Genomic DNA, 17,847 nt, shown 5'->3' on the forward strand with positions numbered 1-17,847 from the left:
AAATTTGTGCTAGGTTTTTTATTAATTAAAAAAATAGCACAAATGAAAAATTCACTTCTTGCTTGTTTAGCACTGCTTTTTTCCTGCTTTGTTTCTGCACAGAACATAAGCAGTAAAGATGTTCCCAATATTGTAAAATCAACTTTTCTAAAATCCTATCCTAATCAGACTGATGTAAAATGGGAAAAGGAGAAAGGCAACTATGAAGCCAATTTTAAAACTGGCAGTACAGAACGCGCCGTGCTTCTAGATACTAATGGAAATATATTAGAAACGGAAGAAGAAATCAGCGTTAAAAAACTTCCTGCGAAAGCTCTCGCATACATCGAAAAAAACTACAAACACAAAAAAATCAAAGAAGCTGCTCAAATAACTGATAGTCACGGCACGATTACCTTCGAAGCACAAGTGTCGTCAATCGATTTAATTTTTGACAAACAAGGAGCTTGCATTAAAAGTATTGCAGATTAAAACCATACCAATGAAATTAAAAATATTCTTAATCCTATCGCTATTTATAGCGAAAATTTATAATGTTACAGCGCAGAACTCAACTGCAACCATCTCAGGAATAATTAAAGATAAAAATTTAAAAACAGCAATTCCTTATGTCAACGTAGCATTAAAAAACACCAAAGACCAAAAAATAGTTGCCGGCACCGTTACCAATGAGGAAGGACGTTTTAATATCCCAGGAGTTCCTTCTGGAAATTATACCCTCGAAATTAGTTCAACAGGCTATAAAGTCAAATCTCAAAAAATTTTTGTTGGAACTCTTTCTGATTTTTTAGATTTAAATAGTATCGATCTTGAAGAAGATATTAATGCTTTATCTGAAGTTGTAGTTACTTCAAAAACTTCTGAAGTGAGCAATAAAATGGATAAAAAAGTATTCTCAGTAGCAGATAATATTACCCAAAGCGGAGGATCTGTACTACAATCCATGCAAAGTCTTTCGGGCGTAACGCTTCATGACGGAAAAGTGCAGCTGCGCGGCAATGACAAAGTAATGGTTCTTATTGACGGAAAACAGACTGCGCTTACCGGTTTTGGAAACCAATCTGGTCTTGATAATATTCCAGCTTCTGCTATTGAAAGAATTGAGATTATAAACAATCCTTCTGCTAAATTTGATGCTAACGGAAATGCTGGTATTATAAATATCATTTATAAAAAAAACAAACAAGAAGGATTCAATGGTAAAGTTGGAATAAGTTCTGGATATGGCGCGCTATGGGAACGCAAAGCCAATCTGCCAACAATTCGTCCGCAGTATCAGGTTACTCCAAAAATAAATCCTTCGCTCTCACTTAACTACCGAAAAGAGAAAATTAACGCTTATCTACAAGCCGATTATCTTTACACAGAAACCTTAAATAAAAATGAATTTGTGACCAGAACCTATGATGACGGCAGCGTTATTAATCAGCAGACGGTTAGAAATCGCAACACACATTTCACTACACTCAAAACAGGACTGGATTGGAATTATAACGAACACAATAGTTTTTCATTTTCTGGGCTTTTTGGAAGTGAAAAAATCATTGATAACGGAGATGAACCGTTCTTCAATCAAGATTATTCACAACGACTTCGTCTGTGGTCATTTTTAGAAGATGAACTTAAAACAACCGTAATGGCCAGTGCATCTTACGAACATAAATTTAAACAGCCTGGACATAAATTAAATGCAGGAATCAACTATACTTATCATCAGGAAGATGAGAAATATTTCTTTACCAACACCCTTCCCTCTTCTATTGGACAGGATTCTTTTAAGCTTCTTTCCGATGAAAAGGTTATCGATATTAATCTTGACTATATCAAACCATTAAAATACGGAAGGTTTGAAGCTGGTTTTAAATTCAGAAACAGAAATATTCCAACCAACATGCAATTCTTTCCTGGAGAAAACTCCCCGATTGATGCCAATGCTGGCGGTTGGGCCAATTACAAAGAAATCATTCCTGCTCTATATTCTAATTATATTTACGAAACGAGCAAAATTGAGGCAGAAATCGGACTTCGTCTTGAATATGTCGATTTACAGTACGATGTTAATCCTGATCATCCTACCTATAAAAGTGACGGTTATAATTATACAGAACCATTTCCTAATGTACGTTTTGGATATAAAATAAATGATGAAAATAAAATTACTGCCTTTTATAATCGCAGAGTAGACAGACCTGCAGAAGTAGATATTCGTATTTTTCCAAAGTATGATGATGCTGAAATTATAAAGGTTGGTAATCCTGCTTTGCGTCCGCAGTTTACAAGTGCTTTTGAGATTGGGTACAAAAAAACAATGCCAAAAGGCTACTTCACCTCTTCTGTTTATTACAGAATTATAAATGGAACTATTTCCCGAATTGCAACTACCGTTCCTGGAAGCACTTTGATATACAATGTATTTCAAAATGCTGATAAAAGTTCTTCAGTAGGAATTGAAGCCGTATATTCTCAAGAAGTAACATCTTGGTATTCTTTTAACATCAACGGAAATCTTTACCAAAACACGATTGATGCTTTTACTGTTACGAATCTGTATCCTATTCCAAGTATTTATCATGGAGACCGTCAGCAAATGGTTTCAGGAAATTTAAAATGGAACAATACTTTGCAATTAGACAAAACATTAAAAGGTCAGATTTCTGCGCTTTATCTTGCTCCAGATATTATTCCGCAGGAAAAAATTGGCACCAGATTCTCTGTTGATCTTGGACTTAAAAAAACAGTACAGAAAGGTAAAGGAGAAGTATTTTTGAACGCTACAGATATTTTTAACACATTAGTCCTACAAAAAAATATAAAAGGAGAAGATTTTAGCTACGTAAGCAAAGATTATTACGAAACACAAGTAATACGTTTTGGGTATAGTTTCAAATTTTAGATTTTTTTTCAAATAATTATCAAAAATTCAGAATTAATTCAAAATTGCGTTTTAAAATTCGCGCTTACAAAAAAAATATGCCGAAACTAAATCTATCTAACAGCAGATATGCTGTACTAGTTCATTTTATAATCTGGTTCTTAATTCTATCTCAAATTCTGAGAATTACTTTTTTCATTTGGCAATACGATGAGGTTTCTTGGAACATCATCAATTTTATAAGAACATTGCTCACCGGTTTTTTCTTTGATATAGGAACAATCTCCTTTGTATCACTGGCTGCGGTTGTATATTATACGATTATGCCCAATAAATGGATTGGTTCTTATCTGGATCGAATTTTAGTTTATTTTTTTACCACATTAACCGTTTTTATTCTCGTTTTTACCTTTTTTGCAGAACTTACTTTCTGGGATGAGTTTAAAACCAGGTTCAATTTTATCGCGGTTGATTATCTAATTTACACACACGAAGTGGTAGCCAATATTGAGCAGTCCTACCCTCTTCCGTTACTGGTTGGCGGTGTGCTGCTTCTCACGATTGCTTTTATTTTTATTTTTTACAAAAGACAAGCCTTTACTACTACTTTTACAGCAAAAGCTAGCGCTAAGATTAGATTATTGATCTTAGGCTGCGCTATTGCGGTGAGTTTATTTTTTGGCTTTTTTATTCATAATTATCAAGCCGAATGGTCTGATAACCGCTATAATTCTGAAATTTCAAAATCAGGAATTTATTCTTTTTTTGCCGCTTTTCGCAACAATCAAATGAAGTATGTCGATTTCTATACTTCTATCGATAATGATGAAGCTTTTGCGATAATAAAAGAAAAACTCAAAACTCCAAATGTGCGTTATAATTCGATGGGATATTCTATACACAGAACTATAACCGACAGTATGCCATCGTCTTCAAGAAAAAATGTGGTTTTTGTTCTTGTCGAAAGTCTTAGCGGAAGCTTTTTGAAGGAATTTGGAAACAAGGAAAACATTACTCCTTTTATGGACAGTCTGGCTCAAAAAAGTATATTTTTTAATAATCTTTATGCAACAGGCACTAGAACAGTTCGCGGTATGGAAGCCGTAACGTTATGCATTCCTCCGACACCTGGACAATCTATCGTAAAAAGGCCCGAAAATCAAAATCTTTTTACGGTTTGCAGTGTTTTTAAATCTAAATCATATGATTGTAATTTCTTTTACGGAGGCGACGGTTATTTTGATAATATGAATGCTTATTTTGGCGGAAATGGCTTTACCATTTACGACCGAGGACGTGGCAGTGTATTGAGTGATAAAATTAAAACCGTAAGGCACAATATAAACGACAATGAAGTAACTTTTGAGAATGCATGGGGAATTTGTGATGAAGATATTTTTAATAAAATGCTCAAAACAGCCGATGAGCAGTATAAAAACAATAAGCCTTTCTTCAATTTCGTTATGACTACTTCCAACCATAGACCTTATACCTATCCAGAAGGAAAAATTGATATTCCCTCAGGAACTAGCCGCGAAGGTGCTGTAAAATATACCGATTTTGCTTTAAGAGAACTCTTTAAAAAAGCTAGCCTTAAGCCTTGGTTTAAAAACACTATCTTTGTTATTATTGCAGATCATTGTGCTAGCAGTGCAGGAAAAGATGAAATTGATGTAGCCAATTATCATATTCCGGCATTTATTGCAAACCTGCCAGAACAATACAATCAAAAAATAGACAAACAGTGTTCTCAAATTGATCTTTGGCCTACCTTGTTTTCTATTTTCAGATGGAACTATGAATCTGATTTTTTCGGAAATAATGTGTTGGATCCTAAATTTGAAGAACGAGCATTAATGGGAACCTACCGAAAACTGGTATTGATGAAAAAAGAAAAAGTGATGATTTTGTCAGACCAGAAAAAACAGGCTTTTTATACTTGGAACAAGCAAGATAACAGTCTTAAATCCTTACCTATGAACAAGTCTTTCCTAGAAGAAACCATAGCTTGGTATCAGACTGCAGATTATCTTTTTACAAATAAACTTTTAAAATAATAATGATCTACATACATTTTATAATCAATCCAATTTCTGGAAGTGGGAAGCATGATATCACTACTTCTTACCTTTTGAGTCAATTCCCAAAGGAAGAGTACCAAATTGAGATCGATTATACGAAACAAAAAAAACACGCTATTGAATTGGCAAAAGCAGCCGTTGCAAACAATCCGCATTATATTGTTGCATGCGGTGGAGACGGCACTATAAACGAAGTAGCATCGGCTCTTATTGGCTCTAATATAAAACTGGGAATAATTCCTGTTGGATCAGGAAATGGATTAGCCTCAAATTTAAATATTCCGCGAAATTTTGATAAGGCCGTGGAAATTATTAAAAAAGGAAATACCGTTTCTATTGACGTTGGAAAAATAAATCAATACTATTTTTTCAGTAATATGGGAATTGGTATTGATGCTATGATTATAAAGAAATACGAACATTCGGGAAACCGAACCTTATCTTCGTATATTAAAGCGGCTCTTTCTTCAAGTTTTCAGTTTAAACCGCAATATACCGTTGTTTCTTCTGACGGAAAAAAACACGAAGTAAATCCTTTTATGCTCTTTATTTCCAATTCTAACGAAATGGGATATAATATGAGCCTTACTCCAAAAGCAAGTCTTAGTGATGGTGTTCTAGATATGGTTATTATTCCTGAACTTACATTTTTAGAAAAATTACTGCTTGGTCTTAATGTGCTGAAAAATTCAATCGAGAAATTTAAAAAAGCACAGCATGCACTAGTACGAGAGGTACATATAGAAATGCCTCATAAAATTTTTATAGACGCACAAATCGATGGGGAATTTCAGAATTTAAAAACCAATATTATCCAAGTTAGTATTCTGCCGAAAAGCATTGAAGTCTTAGTTTAACTTCCTTGAAAACAATTTTCAACTCCAAATAAGTTTCCTTATGAGTAATCTTATTTGGAGTTTTATTTTTAAATGACCACTTCTCTGTCAAGCAAAATTTCGTCCATCACCAAAATGTATTGGTTCTGTTAAACTCAAATTACTTGCGATGTACCTTAAAACTGTACAACCATTCCAGCGCCCATTTGCTTGCCATTATAAAAAGGAGCGACCATCGAGGTTACTTTATTTTCTTTGGAAGGAAAAAAAGTGTTTTTTACATACGGAAACAGCCAGTATGCGGCTTTGGTGCTTAATATTCCAATTCCCGCTCCTGCTGCAACATCGGTAAGCCAGTGTCTGTTATTGTACATTCTAAAAAGTCCCGTTCCTGTCGCAACTATATAACCGCTTATTCCGTACCAAATAGATTGATCTTTATATTCCTGCCAAAGAAATTCAGCTCCAGCAAAAGCATTTGCAGTATGTCCTGAAGGAAAAGAATTATTGGCAGAACCATCTGGTCTTTCTACTTTTGTAATACTTTTTAAAGCAAAAACCGTAGTGCTCATCATTAGATAAGATGTAGCCAAAATTATAGATCGATCTTTCAGGTTGTTTTTCCCTTTTATGCCCATCGCATTTAGAGCGTAAACAGATGCAGCAGGTGCATATTGCGTAAAATCATCAATAGTGATTTTATTATCAATATGTTCGTTTACCTCTTCTTTAATTTCTGCATTAAACCCCTTAAGCTGATCGCTCTCTAGTCCAATAAAACCATAACCAATAAGTACGGTGGGTATGATAAGCTGCTTATAGTTAAATTTTAAATTGTGCACGGTATCAGTATCTTTTACCGCTATAGAATCAGAAACAGTCTTTTGTGCATTTGTAGCCGTTATACTCAAAAGAAATAATAAAAAAAATTTTCGCATTTTAAGAGAAATTAGAAATCGAAATTAAACTGGCTATCAAACTATTGAAGTTTTATTTCTAAAAACTATCGCAACTTTAAACAGAACATAACCGAAATAAATCCTAATTAGTTGCACCAATAAACAACTCATAATAAACCGTTTAAATTCAATGCAAAACTCTTTAGCAATCCTGAATTAATTCTGAATTAATCTTCTGCGATTCTTAATATTGCATTAAGTAATACCGTAAATTAAATGGTTGGCTGTTGAGGTTCATTGTGATTATCGCCTTCTCCTTTCTTGAATTCTAATTTTCCGAATTTATAGCTAAACGAAATTCCAAAAGACTGAACAGGAATTTCTTTTATATTCACCTGATTAAAACTCGCACCATATTTAGTTGATCTTTGGCTCATATATTTATTAAAAGGATTCGCCATTGTTAATCCGATACTTGCAGATTTTTGCAGAAACTGCTTTCTTAAAGCCAGATTATAAAAGAACGAAGCTGGTCGGTTTCCTTGAATGTTTTTCTGAGAAGAGCGGTAGTTTCCAAAAATCTCTCCAGTAAAAGAAGGTGCAAACTGATAGCTCAAATTCAAATTTGCTCTGTAATTAAATCCGCTCACAGTAGGCAAAGAAGGATTGGTTGTTGTGCGGTCTCCAAATTCAATTGTAGATCTTATGTTTAGCTTTTCATCAATTTTGATAGATCCAAACAAGCTTGCTCCAATATCGGTTTGAGTTCCAATATTGTAACGCTGTGTTAGTGTTACATCTGTATAATCTGTTCCGTTAACATTCAGCACAGAATGATACGTAGAAAAACTCTGGATATCATCGGTATTTCGTCTGTAATAACCAGAGAAATAAATATTGGCATTATTGGCAAAATTTTTACTGTAGCCTAGTTCAAAACGATTCCCGATTTCTGGCTTCAAAAATGGATTTCCGGTACTAATATTATGCGGATCGCTGATATTAAAAAACGGATTTAATTCTTCGTAATCAGGACGCTCTATTCGATAGCTATAAGAAAATTTTACAGACTCATTTTCGTTGAATTTATGCTGAACAGTAAAAGAAGGAGCAAAAGTATTGTAATCGGGAATACTAACTCCGACGAAATCGGCAGTTGTATTGGTGCGTTCATATCGAAGACCTGCTCTTCCTTCTAAAAAGTCTTTAAATAATGAAAAAGATGTAGATGCATACGCTGCATAAATATTTCGTTTGTACTGAAAACCATAAGTTTGTCCCTGATTGTTTATATACGAACCATCTAGCGCAAGTGTATCTGTAATGACATTACTGTTGATATTTTCTAAAGATACTTTTGATCCCATTTCAAAGACAAACCCTTTAGAAATTGGCCTAACAAAATCTAGAGAAAGTTCTACTTGATGATCGTTTCCTGGATTATAACTTCTAAGTCCCGAAGTCGGATTTACATTGTCTCTATAATCAGTTTCCTGTGACGCATCATTTGTGCTTTTGCCATAACTTGACGTTACCAGAAAATTCAATTCCTGATCTTCTCTATCAAAAGTTTTTTTATATCCTAAACTCCAATCGATTGCATTATTTTTAAAATTACTTACAGAATTTCTTTCACTCATAATTTCAGACAAAACAGTACCGTCAGCCAAAGAAGAAGTTTGGTCTTGCAATGTAATTCCAGATGAATTATTCTCAAAATGATTATATCCCAAAGTAGCAGTTAATTCGTCTTTTGGCGTTATACTCCAATTTGCATTTATTCCCGTTTGATAACCGCTTCTGGTAAAAGGACTTGTGCCATTTTGATACAATCTGTTTATAGTGTCTCTAGCTTCATTATAAGAAATACGGTCGCTTGAACTCTTTGTTTTTGTTGTCAATTGCTTATTTCCGCTAAAATATACGCCTACGCCAAAATTTCCTTTTCGTGCATTTAGATTAAAAGAACCATTCTCTAATCTTGTTCCTGCCGATAAGTTTATACTGCTGTTAATTCCTTGAACTTTACTTTCTTTTAAAACAATATTTATAATACCTCCCGTTCCCGCTGCATCATATTTAGCACCTGGACTGGTAATAACTTCAATACTTTTGATCTGACTTGCCGGTATAGATTGCAATGCATCTGAAACGCTGGCTCCAAATATGCTCGAAGGTTTCCCGTTTATTAAAAAACGGATGTTTGGATTTCCTTGCAACTCCACATTTCCGTCAATATCGACACTTATCATCGGAACATTCTTTAGAACATCAGTAGCAACACCGCCTTGGCTATTAAGGTCATTAGCGGCGTTATAAACCATTTTGTCAATTTTATTTTGAACGGTCTGCGTTTTTGAAACAATTTTTACTTCATCTAATTGATTTGATGAAGGAACCAATTGAATATTCCCTAGATTAATCGAATTTCCCGAAGTATTTACTTTTACAGCATTGTACACGATTTCTTTATAACTGATAAAATCGATGGTAATGCGATATTCTCCTGTTTGAAGATTATCTATTGAAAACATTCCGTTTTGGTCGGTTGTCTGGCCATTAAAAGGTTTGCTTTCTCCAGTGCGAAACACACTTACAATAGCCATTTCTATAGGAACTTTAGTTTCAGAATCGATCACCTTTCCAGTGATTTTTGCTTTCGTATTAGAAGATTGTGCAACCGCCGCAAAAGGCAGAATATAAAGCAGACATAAGATAAAATAGCGCATAGAGAAAATTTATTTCAGCAAAATAAAAACTCAAATCTGAATATATCTTGAAGATTTTTATTGCTCTTTTATTTTCTAAAATGTATTAAAAAGCAAAAAATTCAGAATTAATTCAAAATTGGCGTTCATATTTGGAAGCACTTCAAACAATAATTCTTTCTGAAAATTAAATAGCCTTGAAAAAAGTAAAACTTATCGAAATGCGCCTGAAACGGGAAATAAATCAGGATTTGATGGCCGTAAAAGTCAACATGACTCAGCCTACTTACAGCCGCAAAGAAAGAGGACTTACTAGCATTACTGCTGCAGAATGGGACAAAATAGCTGAAGTTTTAGGCGTTGACAAATATGAAATATACGAAAACAGTTCCCGAAACAGCATGCTATCTGGAAATCTAAAAAAAACAAATACGATTATTCCTCCTGACCTTCTTGAACAGATTGAAAGCCTTAAAAAAGAAAACAAAGAACTGAAAGCGGAAATCAGAAGATTAAAAGCTAGAAAAAATAAAAAAGATTCGAATTAAAATCAGGTAACGATTTTTAATTTATTCAAAATCAATCTTATGAATCAGTTTGTTATTTTTAAAATAATAAGCTTCATAAGATCTTTTATTTATTGCATATACAGCTTCAATGATTATTTTATCTGCATTGTTGCTTTTACTTTTTACCAATGATTGCTGTTCGGCTGTCAAATCCTTCATCGGAATTATTTGTTCAAACTCAAAACCTTCGTCATAAGTAAATTCCATTGCAAAACGCGCATTTTGCCATTTTAACTTTGCTTCAATTCCTTTAGACATCGTAGTTGCGGTAAAATTACCTCCTTTTTCCATTGCCAAAGTCGATGTTGTTTTTCCTAGAATTACAAATCCAGAAAGTACCATTGCATAATAGCCGATTTTTTTGAAAACAAACTCACTTAATTTTGGTAAAATCCACTTCATAGACAAAGATGAAAGTATGGCTGCAACGGCAACTACAACTCCTATCGAAATTACTTTCATTGATATCAATCCAAAAAGTGTGTACAGAACTATTTTAATTAAATGAAGAATAATTTCGTTGGCCGCCCTCGTAGCCACTATTTCTTCTTTTGATAGTCCATAACGCAGATAAAATTTATTAAAAAGAAGTCCAACAACTCCGGTAAGACCTGAAAGAAATCCTGCTGAGAATCCGATAAGGCATAAAAGCCAATTTGCTGTTTTTTCTCCTGCATTTATTTCCGCAGGCTTTTTAAAAATAAACGGAAGATTGCTTATCAGGAAAAGTCCCATTGCGATTTCTAAATATAATGGATTTAAAAATTTAAGCAACCACGCTCCTAACCAAACTGCGGGTATTGCTGCAGGAACAAAATATTTGACAATATGCCAGCAGATATTTTTCTTAAAAAGAATAATTCTCGAAGCAGAACTTGTAAACGTTCCTATTGAAAGAGCCGCAGGAACCTGATTCATTGGCAAAAGCGCACCAAGAATTGGAATAAGCATAAGCCCTGCTCCACCTCCGCAGATTGCACTTATAGCAAATGCCAAAAAACTGCAGATAAATATTATTACTAAACTTGTAACCATTTTATGTTTATTAAACTTTGTTTATCTAACTTGAGAAAAGTAAGGCAAGTTATAAACGAATGTTGAATAAAACCTGAATGTGTTTTGCCATTTCTAGGCTACAGGCTTCTGAAATTAGCTTCTGAAAGTCTATCTAATAAATGAAATAAATTTTGACTCTATGTAAACTTACTTACCGATTTAACAAAATATGGAGAATCATTCCATCTTATTTTGCGATATGCAAAGTCTTTTTTTAGAGAATCTGGCAAGCAATTCCATATTGCTTCATTCATTTTTTCGAGCAGAAGTTTCTTCGAAAAAGAATCGGAAACTACTAAACTGATTTCCCTTACTGGTTTAGGTTCTTTAAACTGTTTAAAAAGACTCCTCTCTTTTTCATTAAGAACAGAAAGTTCTGGTATAATTGCAAAACCTAATTGCGCTCTAACTAAATTTTTAAGCGTTTCTATTGAGCTAATGTCATAGGTAAATTGTTCTTTGACTTTTTTCGGAGATTTAATTCCACAAATGTCAAGCAGCTGTGCATTATAACAAAACTCATGATGAAGCAGCAATAATTCTTCTTTGTCTTCCGATTGAAATTCGTAAAAATCCTCATTAATCATCGGATGAAGCTCATTTAAATAAGCTATAAAAGGTTCCTTAAAAACAGGATGCTCAATTAAATTTGGATTTCCTGTTGGCGTAGCCATTATTACAATATCGAGCGCACCCGTTTCCAAATCTTTCATTAACTGTCCCGTATTTGCTTCTTTTATTATAAAATGTACTTTGGGAGTTGCCTCTTTCATTGCTTTAATAAAAAGAGGAATTAGATAAGGTGATAATGTCGAAATTATCCCTAATCGTATTTCGCCTTCCAGTAAGTTTTTTTCGTTTACAACAAAATCCCTGATCTCATCAACTTCACGGAGTATTCTTTTGGCCTTGTTTATAATTTCTATTCCCAGTAATGTAGGTGTTAATGGTACTTTATTACGGTCAAAAATTTTAATCCCAATTTCTTCTTCCAGATTTTTTAATTGAATCGTCAAGCCTGGTTGCGTTACCATGCAAACTTCTGCAGCTCTTGCAAAATGTCTTTCTTCATCTAGAGCCACAATATATTTTAATTGCTGGATTGTCATGATTATAAATTTTTATTATAAATATCTAAAGTTATTAATTTTACTTGCAAACGAATTCTTTTTGCGAAGAAATAATCAAGTATAAGTTCTACAAAGATTTTTCTTAAATTTAGGAACTAAATAATTCATTTACATTTAAAGAAAGAAAAGATGGACGACGGGTATTTAAATTACAGAATCTCTGTTCATTTGGAATTTTCCGAAGTATTTACCCATTTTTATTATGCTGAGAATACAACGGATAGTGTGATAAAAAAAACTCTTTTACCTACATTTCAAACAATTTTAGCATTTAGCTTTGGCTGTAAAGCCACGCTCATCTCAAAAGAAAATACAGAAATATCATTGGATCGATGTCTCGTATTGGGACCGATAAAAAAGGCATTTGAATATGCTCTAGATCCTGGAAGCAAGATTTTGGTTGCCACCTTTAAAAATGATTCTTTCTATCGTTTTTTTGGCTCAGTATCTCAAGGAAAAGCGCCTTTTGATCCTGATGATTTATTAATCGAGAACTGCTTTTCTTTTCTCTGGCAAGAGATTGCAGAATTGGATTCAGCAGAAGAGAAAGTAAATTTTATTCTCAATTTCTGCAGGCCTTATCTCAAAAGCCCTAATGCCATATCAGCATTTTTGACAGACTTCAATAACGAAGCACAAAATCCGATAAAAGCAGTTTCCGAAATGAGCCAACTTACTGAAAGAGCCATACAGTACCAACACAAAAAGCTTTTTGGCTTTTCTGCAAAAGAGAAAATGCGATACCTGAGATTTTTGAAAGCTATCTGTTATATTCAGAATACATCAGAAAAAATAAACTGGTTTGATGTTATCAATGAATGTGGTTATTATGACCAAAGCCAACTCATACACGATTTTAAGCACTATGTTAATGCCAGTCCGAACCAATACCTGAAATTTCAGCAGGACATTTGCAGCGGTAATATATAAGCTGTTTCGTTTTCTTACAATTTCAAACCTTTAAATGAATCTAATTTTGTTTCATAATCTTAAAATAATAATTATGAAACATTTAATAATTTATGCGCATCCTGATAATTCAAGTCTGAATTGTCATTTTAGAAAAACAGTACAAGAAACACTTGTAAAGAAAGGAAATGAAGTTATTATTCGTGATCTCAACCAGCTGGGTTTTAATCCAGTTTTGTCGATTGATGATATAGCAGGACAGCGAAAAGGTATAGTTAGTTCAGATGTCCTTTTAGAACAGCAACATATTATCTGGTCTGACAGTATCACCTTTATTTACCCAATCTGGTGGACAGGCATGCCAGCTATTATGAAAGGATACATTGACAGGGTATTTAGCTATGGTTTTGCTTACTGCTATGAACAAGGCATTCAGAAAGGACTTCTTAGTGGCAAATCAGCATACATCATTAATACTCATGGAAAATCAAAAGCTGAATATGAAGCTCTCGGAATGGATAAGGCTTTATTACTGACTTCTGATAAAGGAATATTCCAATATTGTGGATTTCAAATTAAAGAACATGCTTTTTTTGATAAAGCAGATCGAGCTTCATCAGATGATGTAACGCAATGGACATCAGAATTGATTCAAATATATCATAACTGATATGAAATGACATTTTAAACAAAATAATTTGACGTTTTAAACAAAATCACGTGGTTATGTTGTGTCTAATTTTGTCTCATAACTTTTTAACAATAAACAAAATGAGACAGAGTAATTATCAAGGCGCACTACAGCAGCCAATAGGTTCAGGCTTTACTGCTACATCAACAGCAAATGATGTGACTAAAGGGATTAATCTTGAAGGAAAAACTGTAATTGTAACAGGCGGAAATACCGGTATAGGTCTTGAAACCACCAAAACACTTGCAAATGCAGGTGCTGTGGTTATAGTACCTGCAAGAGATATTGAAAAAGCTAAAAAGAATCTTGAAGGCATTAAAAATGTCGAATTAGAAACAATGGATGTTATGGATCCCAATTCTATTAACGCATTTGCTGAAAAATTTCTTTCGTCAGGCAGAGCTTTACATTTGCTAATAAATAATGCTGGTATTATGTGGGTGCCTTTGCGCAGAGATAGTCGCGGAATTGAATCACAATTAGCCACTAATTATTTGGGGCAATTTCATTTAACGCTCAAGCTTTTTCCCGCGCTTAAAAAGGCTAACGGTGCAAGAGTCATAAATGTGTCTTCGCTTGGGCATCATATGGCGCCTTTTAATTTTGAGGATCCTAATTTTCTTAACCGAGAATATGACACTTTACAAGCCTATGGCCAATCAAAAACGGCAAGTAATTTATTCTCTCTTGAGCTTGATAATCGTGCCAAAGCGTTTAATGTAAGAGCTTATTCTTTGCATCCTGGCTCCATTGCAGGAACGGAACTGGCAAGAGAAGCCTCATTAGAATTGTTTCAAAAAATGGGCTTTTTAGATGCAGATGGCAATATGCGTCCTGAAGTGGCAGCAAAACTAAAATCGATTCCGCAAGGTGCTGCGACAACTGTATGGTGCGCAACAAGTCCTTTGCTTAACAATATTGGCGGTGTGTATTGTGAAGATGGTGACATCGCAATATTAGCATCCGAACAAAGCACAGGTACATCTGGTGTTGCTTCTTATTCTCTCGATGAAGAAAATGCTAAAAAATTGTGGAATTTAAGCGAGCAGCTAACAGGTCTATCCTTAATCTAAAGAAGCAAATATTAAAATAAAAACAACTGATACTTTTTATATTTGTATTTATAAAATCTGATCAGAAAAAATCACGAAAGATAATTTAATCAATTAGTTATGGAGCATATATCAAAATACTTAACTCCTGAAATCAAGCTTTCCTGCTATGAAGATAAATTCTTTAAATCAGATATTATGTTTGATGAGCACATGTTAATCTGGTTTATCTCTGGTGAAACAAAAATTATACAGTATGATGCCTCCTTTCTTTTTAAGAAGGGAGACATCTTTTTAATTCCAAGAAATCAGCTCGCTACCATAATTAATTATCCTTCTAACGGAGAACCACATAAAACGGTTGTTATGCATCTTTCTGCTGAACGATTAAAGAAGTTTTATCAGAATATCGAGCATACGAAAAAGCCAATGCCTGAAAACAAAATTTATAGTTTTAATAGTCATCCGTTATTAGAAAGCTGTATGGCTTCACTTATTCCTTATTTTGATCTGAAAGATAAATTTTCGGAGGAACTGGCCTCTTTAAAAATAACGGAAGCGCTAAGCATTCTAAGAGAAATTGACAAAGATGTTGACACCGTGCTTTCTAATTTTGATGAACCAGGTAAAATTGATTTAGCCCATTTTATGGAACGCAATTTTATGTTTAACATGCCACTCGAAAAACTGGGTTATCTTACAGGCCGCAGTTTATCTACATTCAATAGAGATTTTAAAAAGTTCTTCAATACCACTCCGCAAAAATGGCTTACACATAAAAGACTTGAATTAGCCTATTATCAATTGGCCGAAAAAAAGAAAAAACCTACAGATGTTTATTTAGAAGTCGGATTTGAAAATCTATCTCACTTTTCGTACGCCTTTAAAAAACAATATGGAATTACTCCAAAACAAATACTTTAAATAGCGCAGAATTCGCTTGTATTTCTTGGTTTACAATACAAAATTCAACTTCTATCAAAACCAAACAAGAAAAATCACAACATATTAGTTATCAACAAAATGCAATTTTAATTACACTCGAAAGATCTTAAATTAAAAAAAAGAGTTACTTTTAAATCCCTAAAAATTTTCATTTACACTCATAACCAAAATCTTAACTGTCTAAAATTTTAGAATATGAAATGGTTTAACAAATTGAGAATAAAATCTAAGGATAGTTTTTTAAGATCAAATTCTAAGCAGGAATCAACCAGTTTAAAGAAAGGAAGAGATCTCTATTTGTCTTGCAAGTTTAATGAGGCATTATTTCATTTTGACCATTCGATAAATTCAGGATTTGATATTAAGATTCTAAAATTAAGAGCCAGGTGCCTTCAAAAATTAAATAAGCATTTTCTAGCTATTGAAGATTTTGATAAATTAATAGAAGAGAATCCATTAGAGTTTTCAAATTACTACAGGCGTGCAGTTTCAAAAAATGCCCTATTTGATTTAAAAGGTCAAATTGAAGATCTTCAGAATTGTATTTACTACTACAGAAAAAGTAAAAATGCGCAAAGTCTTATCCTAAAAAACCTCGAAATTGATTTGATAACAACTGGAAATTATGTTGAAGAAGTAAAAAATAATATTATTTCCATTCATAACATCTCTTATCTTGAAATAAAGAATCTCATAAGCGAATGTCTTATTCAGATAAAAAGAATTAGACTCCAGTCCAGAAGGTTTAAATCGCCAGCAAAAGGTAAAATTGCTACAAAGCTAATTCTTCCGTAACCACTAAGTTTAAATACTCTCGCGGAGTATAAGTCGTAATCTCCTTAAAATATCTATTAAAAGATGATTTTGAATTAAATCCAGATTCATAAGCCAATTCAAGAATACTAATGCTGCTGTTTTTTACAGACAGACTTTTTAATTTCTCCTTTACATATTCTATCCTATATTCATTAACGAAAGTATAAAAAGGCTTATTTACAAAATGGTTTAATGTTTCGCTTATATGATATTTATTTACTCCGATAAGTTTCGACAATTTGTCAAGCGTCAATTCACTATCCATATAATATTGCTCATTTTCCATTGCTTTTTCCAACTTCAGCAATATCTTGAACATTTCGCTTTGACTTAATATTTCTTTTCTCTTTTGAAGTTTTAAGGGTTCTATTTCCTGATTCGAAACAACTTCTGTACTCTTTGGTAAAATTGTATTTGTACTTGTCGTCTCTATTTCTGTTTCTACAAGCGTACCATAATTTGCCAAAGTTAAAAGCATTTCATTTCCTGTACTTTGTGAAACAGGCTCAACAAACACGTTATATTTATAGCTAATTATTCTGATGGTTATCACAATAAGAAGCGCATAAATAATGGAACGGCTTAAATAATTTAAATTGAAAATAGTCGAACTAAAAATAGTGAACACCGTTCCTAATATTCCGATACATAAAAAAAGAGATGCAAGCTGGACAATTAATTTTTTCTCTTGGCTATTTCTTGGCAGTTTATTTATTGCCAAATAAATTATGCCAGAGGAAAAAATAATATCCAAAGGAAGCAATGTGTAAAGACTGATAGTATTATACCAATATAAGACTAAATAAGCGTTTGGAGATGTGACAGATAAAACACAAACTGTAGAAAAATAACCGATCGCACCTATAATAAAAGGAATAAAAAGATACCACTTTGAAGCGCTAACAAATTCTGGGCGAATGATTTTTAAAGTATACAGATAAAGCAGCGGAATATAACAAAACCCGATAAAGGTATTCATCATATTAAGAACCTGCTGATCTTCTACAAAAGTAAAGATGAAAAACTTAATCGAAAGGTGAAGACCTATGCACACTACTAATGATATTAGCAAATCATCTGCATTTTTTCTGTATCTGCTTCTAAGCAATAATACGGCGGCTAAAAGAGCCTGAAATATTCCAATGGCAATAATGTATTTCATCTTAAAATCTTTGTGCTAAAGTATCGCGAGGCTGTTAATTTAATGTTTACTAAATGCGAAATAATTGATTCATAACAATTTAATAACAACAATTAAAACATTAAAAATCAACACATTAAAA

At 33.3% G+C, this 17,847-nt stretch carries 15 protein-coding genes; 10 read left to right on the forward strand and 5 right to left on the reverse strand.

The window, feature by feature from the left end; genetic code table 11:
* Positions 1-42: 42 nt before the first annotated feature.
* The 4 genes from LPB248_RS00590 (at position 43) to LPB248_RS00605 (ending at position 5,810) form a co-directional block, all read left to right on the forward strand.
* On the forward strand, positions 43-471 hold the full coding sequence (locus LPB248_RS00590) for a PepSY-like domain-containing protein (RefSeq protein ID WP_177209680.1): 429 nt from the start codon (positions 43-45) through the stop codon (positions 469-471).
* 10 nt (positions 472-481) lie between these two features.
* Entirely contained in the window at positions 482-2,893 is a 2,412-nt protein-coding gene (locus LPB248_RS00595; protein WP_177209681.1) for a TonB-dependent receptor domain-containing protein, read from the forward strand.
* A 77-nt stretch (positions 2,894-2,970) separates the two neighbouring features.
* A complete protein-coding gene (locus LPB248_RS00600) occupies positions 2,971-4,929 on the forward strand; it encodes an LTA synthase family protein (RefSeq protein WP_177209682.1) in 1,959 nt (652 codons plus the stop codon).
* Positions 4,930-4,931: 2 nt separating this feature from the next.
* Entirely contained in the window at positions 4,932-5,810 is an 879-nt protein-coding gene (locus tag LPB248_RS00605; protein WP_177209683.1) for a diacylglycerol/lipid kinase family protein, read from the forward strand.
* A gap of 155 nt (positions 5,811-5,965) precedes the next feature.
* Here LPB248_RS00605 and LPB248_RS00610 read toward each other — a convergent pair whose 3' ends face one another.
* Both LPB248_RS00610 and LPB248_RS00615 read right to left on the reverse strand, forming a co-directional pair.
* Positions 5,966-6,727, reverse strand: a complete 762-nt coding sequence (locus LPB248_RS00610) for a phosphatase PAP2 family protein (protein WP_177209684.1) — start codon at positions 6,725-6,727, stop codon at positions 5,966-5,968.
* A gap of 233 nt (positions 6,728-6,960) precedes the next feature.
* A complete protein-coding gene (locus LPB248_RS00615; RefSeq protein WP_177209685.1) occupies positions 6,961-9,417 on the reverse strand; it encodes a TonB-dependent receptor domain-containing protein in 2,457 nt (818 codons plus the stop codon).
* Between the two features lie 176 nt (positions 9,418-9,593).
* Between LPB248_RS00615 and LPB248_RS00620 the strand changes: the two genes are divergently transcribed.
* Positions 9,594-9,944, forward strand: coding sequence for a helix-turn-helix transcriptional regulator (locus LPB248_RS00620; protein WP_177209686.1), 351 nt, complete (start codon positions 9,594-9,596; stop codon positions 9,942-9,944).
* Positions 9,945-9,965: 21 nt separating this feature from the next.
* On the opposite strand, the gene LPB248_RS00625 is transcribed toward LPB248_RS00620, so the two are convergent.
* Positions 9,966-11,000 (reverse strand): sulfite exporter TauE/SafE family protein, encoded by a 1,035-nt coding sequence (locus LPB248_RS00625; RefSeq protein ID WP_177209687.1) that lies wholly within the window; start codon positions 10,998-11,000, stop codon positions 9,966-9,968.
* A gap of 158 nt (positions 11,001-11,158) precedes the next feature.
* Complete coding sequence (locus LPB248_RS00630; protein WP_177209688.1) at positions 11,159-12,130, reverse strand: hydrogen peroxide-inducible genes activator; 972 nt, start codon at positions 12,128-12,130, stop codon at positions 11,159-11,161.
* 150 nt (positions 12,131-12,280) lie between these two features.
* Between LPB248_RS00630 and LPB248_RS00635 the strand changes: the two genes are divergently transcribed.
* The 5 genes from LPB248_RS00635 to LPB248_RS00655 all read left to right on the forward strand — a co-directional run bounded on the left by LPB248_RS00635 (position 12,281) and on the right by LPB248_RS00655 (position 16,543).
* On the forward strand, positions 12,281-13,081 hold the full coding sequence (locus LPB248_RS00635; protein ID WP_177209689.1) for a helix-turn-helix domain-containing protein: 801 nt from the start codon (positions 12,281-12,283) through the stop codon (positions 13,079-13,081).
* Between the two features lie 73 nt (positions 13,082-13,154).
* Complete coding sequence (locus LPB248_RS00640; RefSeq protein ID WP_177209690.1) at positions 13,155-13,730, forward strand: NAD(P)H-dependent oxidoreductase; 576 nt, start codon at positions 13,155-13,157, stop codon at positions 13,728-13,730.
* Between the two features lie 101 nt (positions 13,731-13,831).
* Positions 13,832-14,824, forward strand: a complete 993-nt coding sequence (locus LPB248_RS00645; RefSeq protein WP_177209691.1) for an SDR family NAD(P)-dependent oxidoreductase — start codon at positions 13,832-13,834, stop codon at positions 14,822-14,824.
* A 99-nt stretch (positions 14,825-14,923) separates the two neighbouring features.
* The gene (locus LPB248_RS00650) at positions 14,924-15,727 is read left to right on the forward strand and encodes a helix-turn-helix domain-containing protein (protein ID WP_177209692.1); all 804 of its coding nucleotides are present in this window, start codon (positions 14,924-14,926) and stop codon (positions 15,725-15,727) included.
* Positions 15,728-15,943: 216 nt separating this feature from the next.
* Positions 15,944-16,543 (forward strand): hypothetical protein, encoded by a 600-nt coding sequence (locus LPB248_RS00655; protein WP_177209693.1) that lies wholly within the window; start codon positions 15,944-15,946, stop codon positions 16,541-16,543.
* Here LPB248_RS00655 and LPB248_RS00660 read toward each other — a convergent pair.
* The gene (locus LPB248_RS00660; protein ID WP_177209694.1) at positions 16,521-17,726 is read right to left on the reverse strand and encodes a helix-turn-helix domain-containing protein; all 1,206 of its coding nucleotides are present in this window, start codon (positions 17,724-17,726) and stop codon (positions 16,521-16,523) included. The genes LPB248_RS00655 and LPB248_RS00660 overlap by 23 nt on opposite strands.
* Between the last annotated feature and the right edge of the window lie 121 nt (positions 17,727-17,847).

Origin of the sequence: Flavobacterium sp. LPB0248, from assembly GCF_013388355.1 — a bacterium.
Classification (GTDB): Bacteria; Bacteroidota; Bacteroidia; order Flavobacteriales; family Flavobacteriaceae; genus Flavobacterium.

Excerpts from the sequence above, each read along its gene's own strand:
- LPB248_RS00590 (WP_177209680.1), top strand. The coding sequence starts at position 43 with ATGAAAAATTCACTTCTTGCTTGTTTAGCACTGCTTTTTTCCTGCTTT.
- LPB248_RS00595 (WP_177209681.1), top strand. The coding sequence starts at position 482 with ATGAAATTAAAAATATTCTTAATCCTATCGCTATTTATAGCGAAAATT.
- LPB248_RS00600 (WP_177209682.1), top strand. The coding sequence starts at position 2,971 with ATGCCGAAACTAAATCTATCTAACAGCAGATATGCTGTACTAGTTCAT.
- LPB248_RS00605 (WP_177209683.1), top strand. The coding sequence starts at position 4,932 with ATGATCTACATACATTTTATAATCAATCCAATTTCTGGAAGTGGGAAG.
- LPB248_RS00610 (WP_177209684.1), bottom strand. The coding sequence starts at position 6,727 with ATGCGAAAATTTTTTTTATTATTTCTTTTGAGTATAACGGCTACAAAT.
- LPB248_RS00615 (WP_177209685.1), bottom strand. The coding sequence starts at position 9,417 with ATGCGCTATTTTATCTTATGTCTGCTTTATATTCTGCCTTTTGCGGCG.
- LPB248_RS00625 (WP_177209687.1), bottom strand. The coding sequence starts at position 11,000 with ATGGTTACAAGTTTAGTAATAATATTTATCTGCAGTTTTTTGGCATTT.
- LPB248_RS00630 (WP_177209688.1), bottom strand. The coding sequence starts at position 12,130 with ATGACAATCCAGCAATTAAAATATATTGTGGCTCTAGATGAAGAAAGA.
- LPB248_RS00635 (WP_177209689.1), top strand. The coding sequence starts at position 12,281 with ATGGACGACGGGTATTTAAATTACAGAATCTCTGTTCATTTGGAATTT.
- LPB248_RS00640 (WP_177209690.1), top strand. The coding sequence starts at position 13,155 with ATGAAACATTTAATAATTTATGCGCATCCTGATAATTCAAGTCTGAAT.
- LPB248_RS00645 (WP_177209691.1), top strand. The coding sequence starts at position 13,832 with ATGAGACAGAGTAATTATCAAGGCGCACTACAGCAGCCAATAGGTTCA.
- LPB248_RS00650 (WP_177209692.1), top strand. The coding sequence starts at position 14,924 with ATGGAGCATATATCAAAATACTTAACTCCTGAAATCAAGCTTTCCTGC.
- LPB248_RS00655 (WP_177209693.1), top strand. The coding sequence starts at position 15,944 with ATGAAATGGTTTAACAAATTGAGAATAAAATCTAAGGATAGTTTTTTA.
- LPB248_RS00660 (WP_177209694.1), bottom strand. The coding sequence starts at position 17,726 with ATGAAATACATTATTGCCATTGGAATATTTCAGGCTCTTTTAGCCGCC.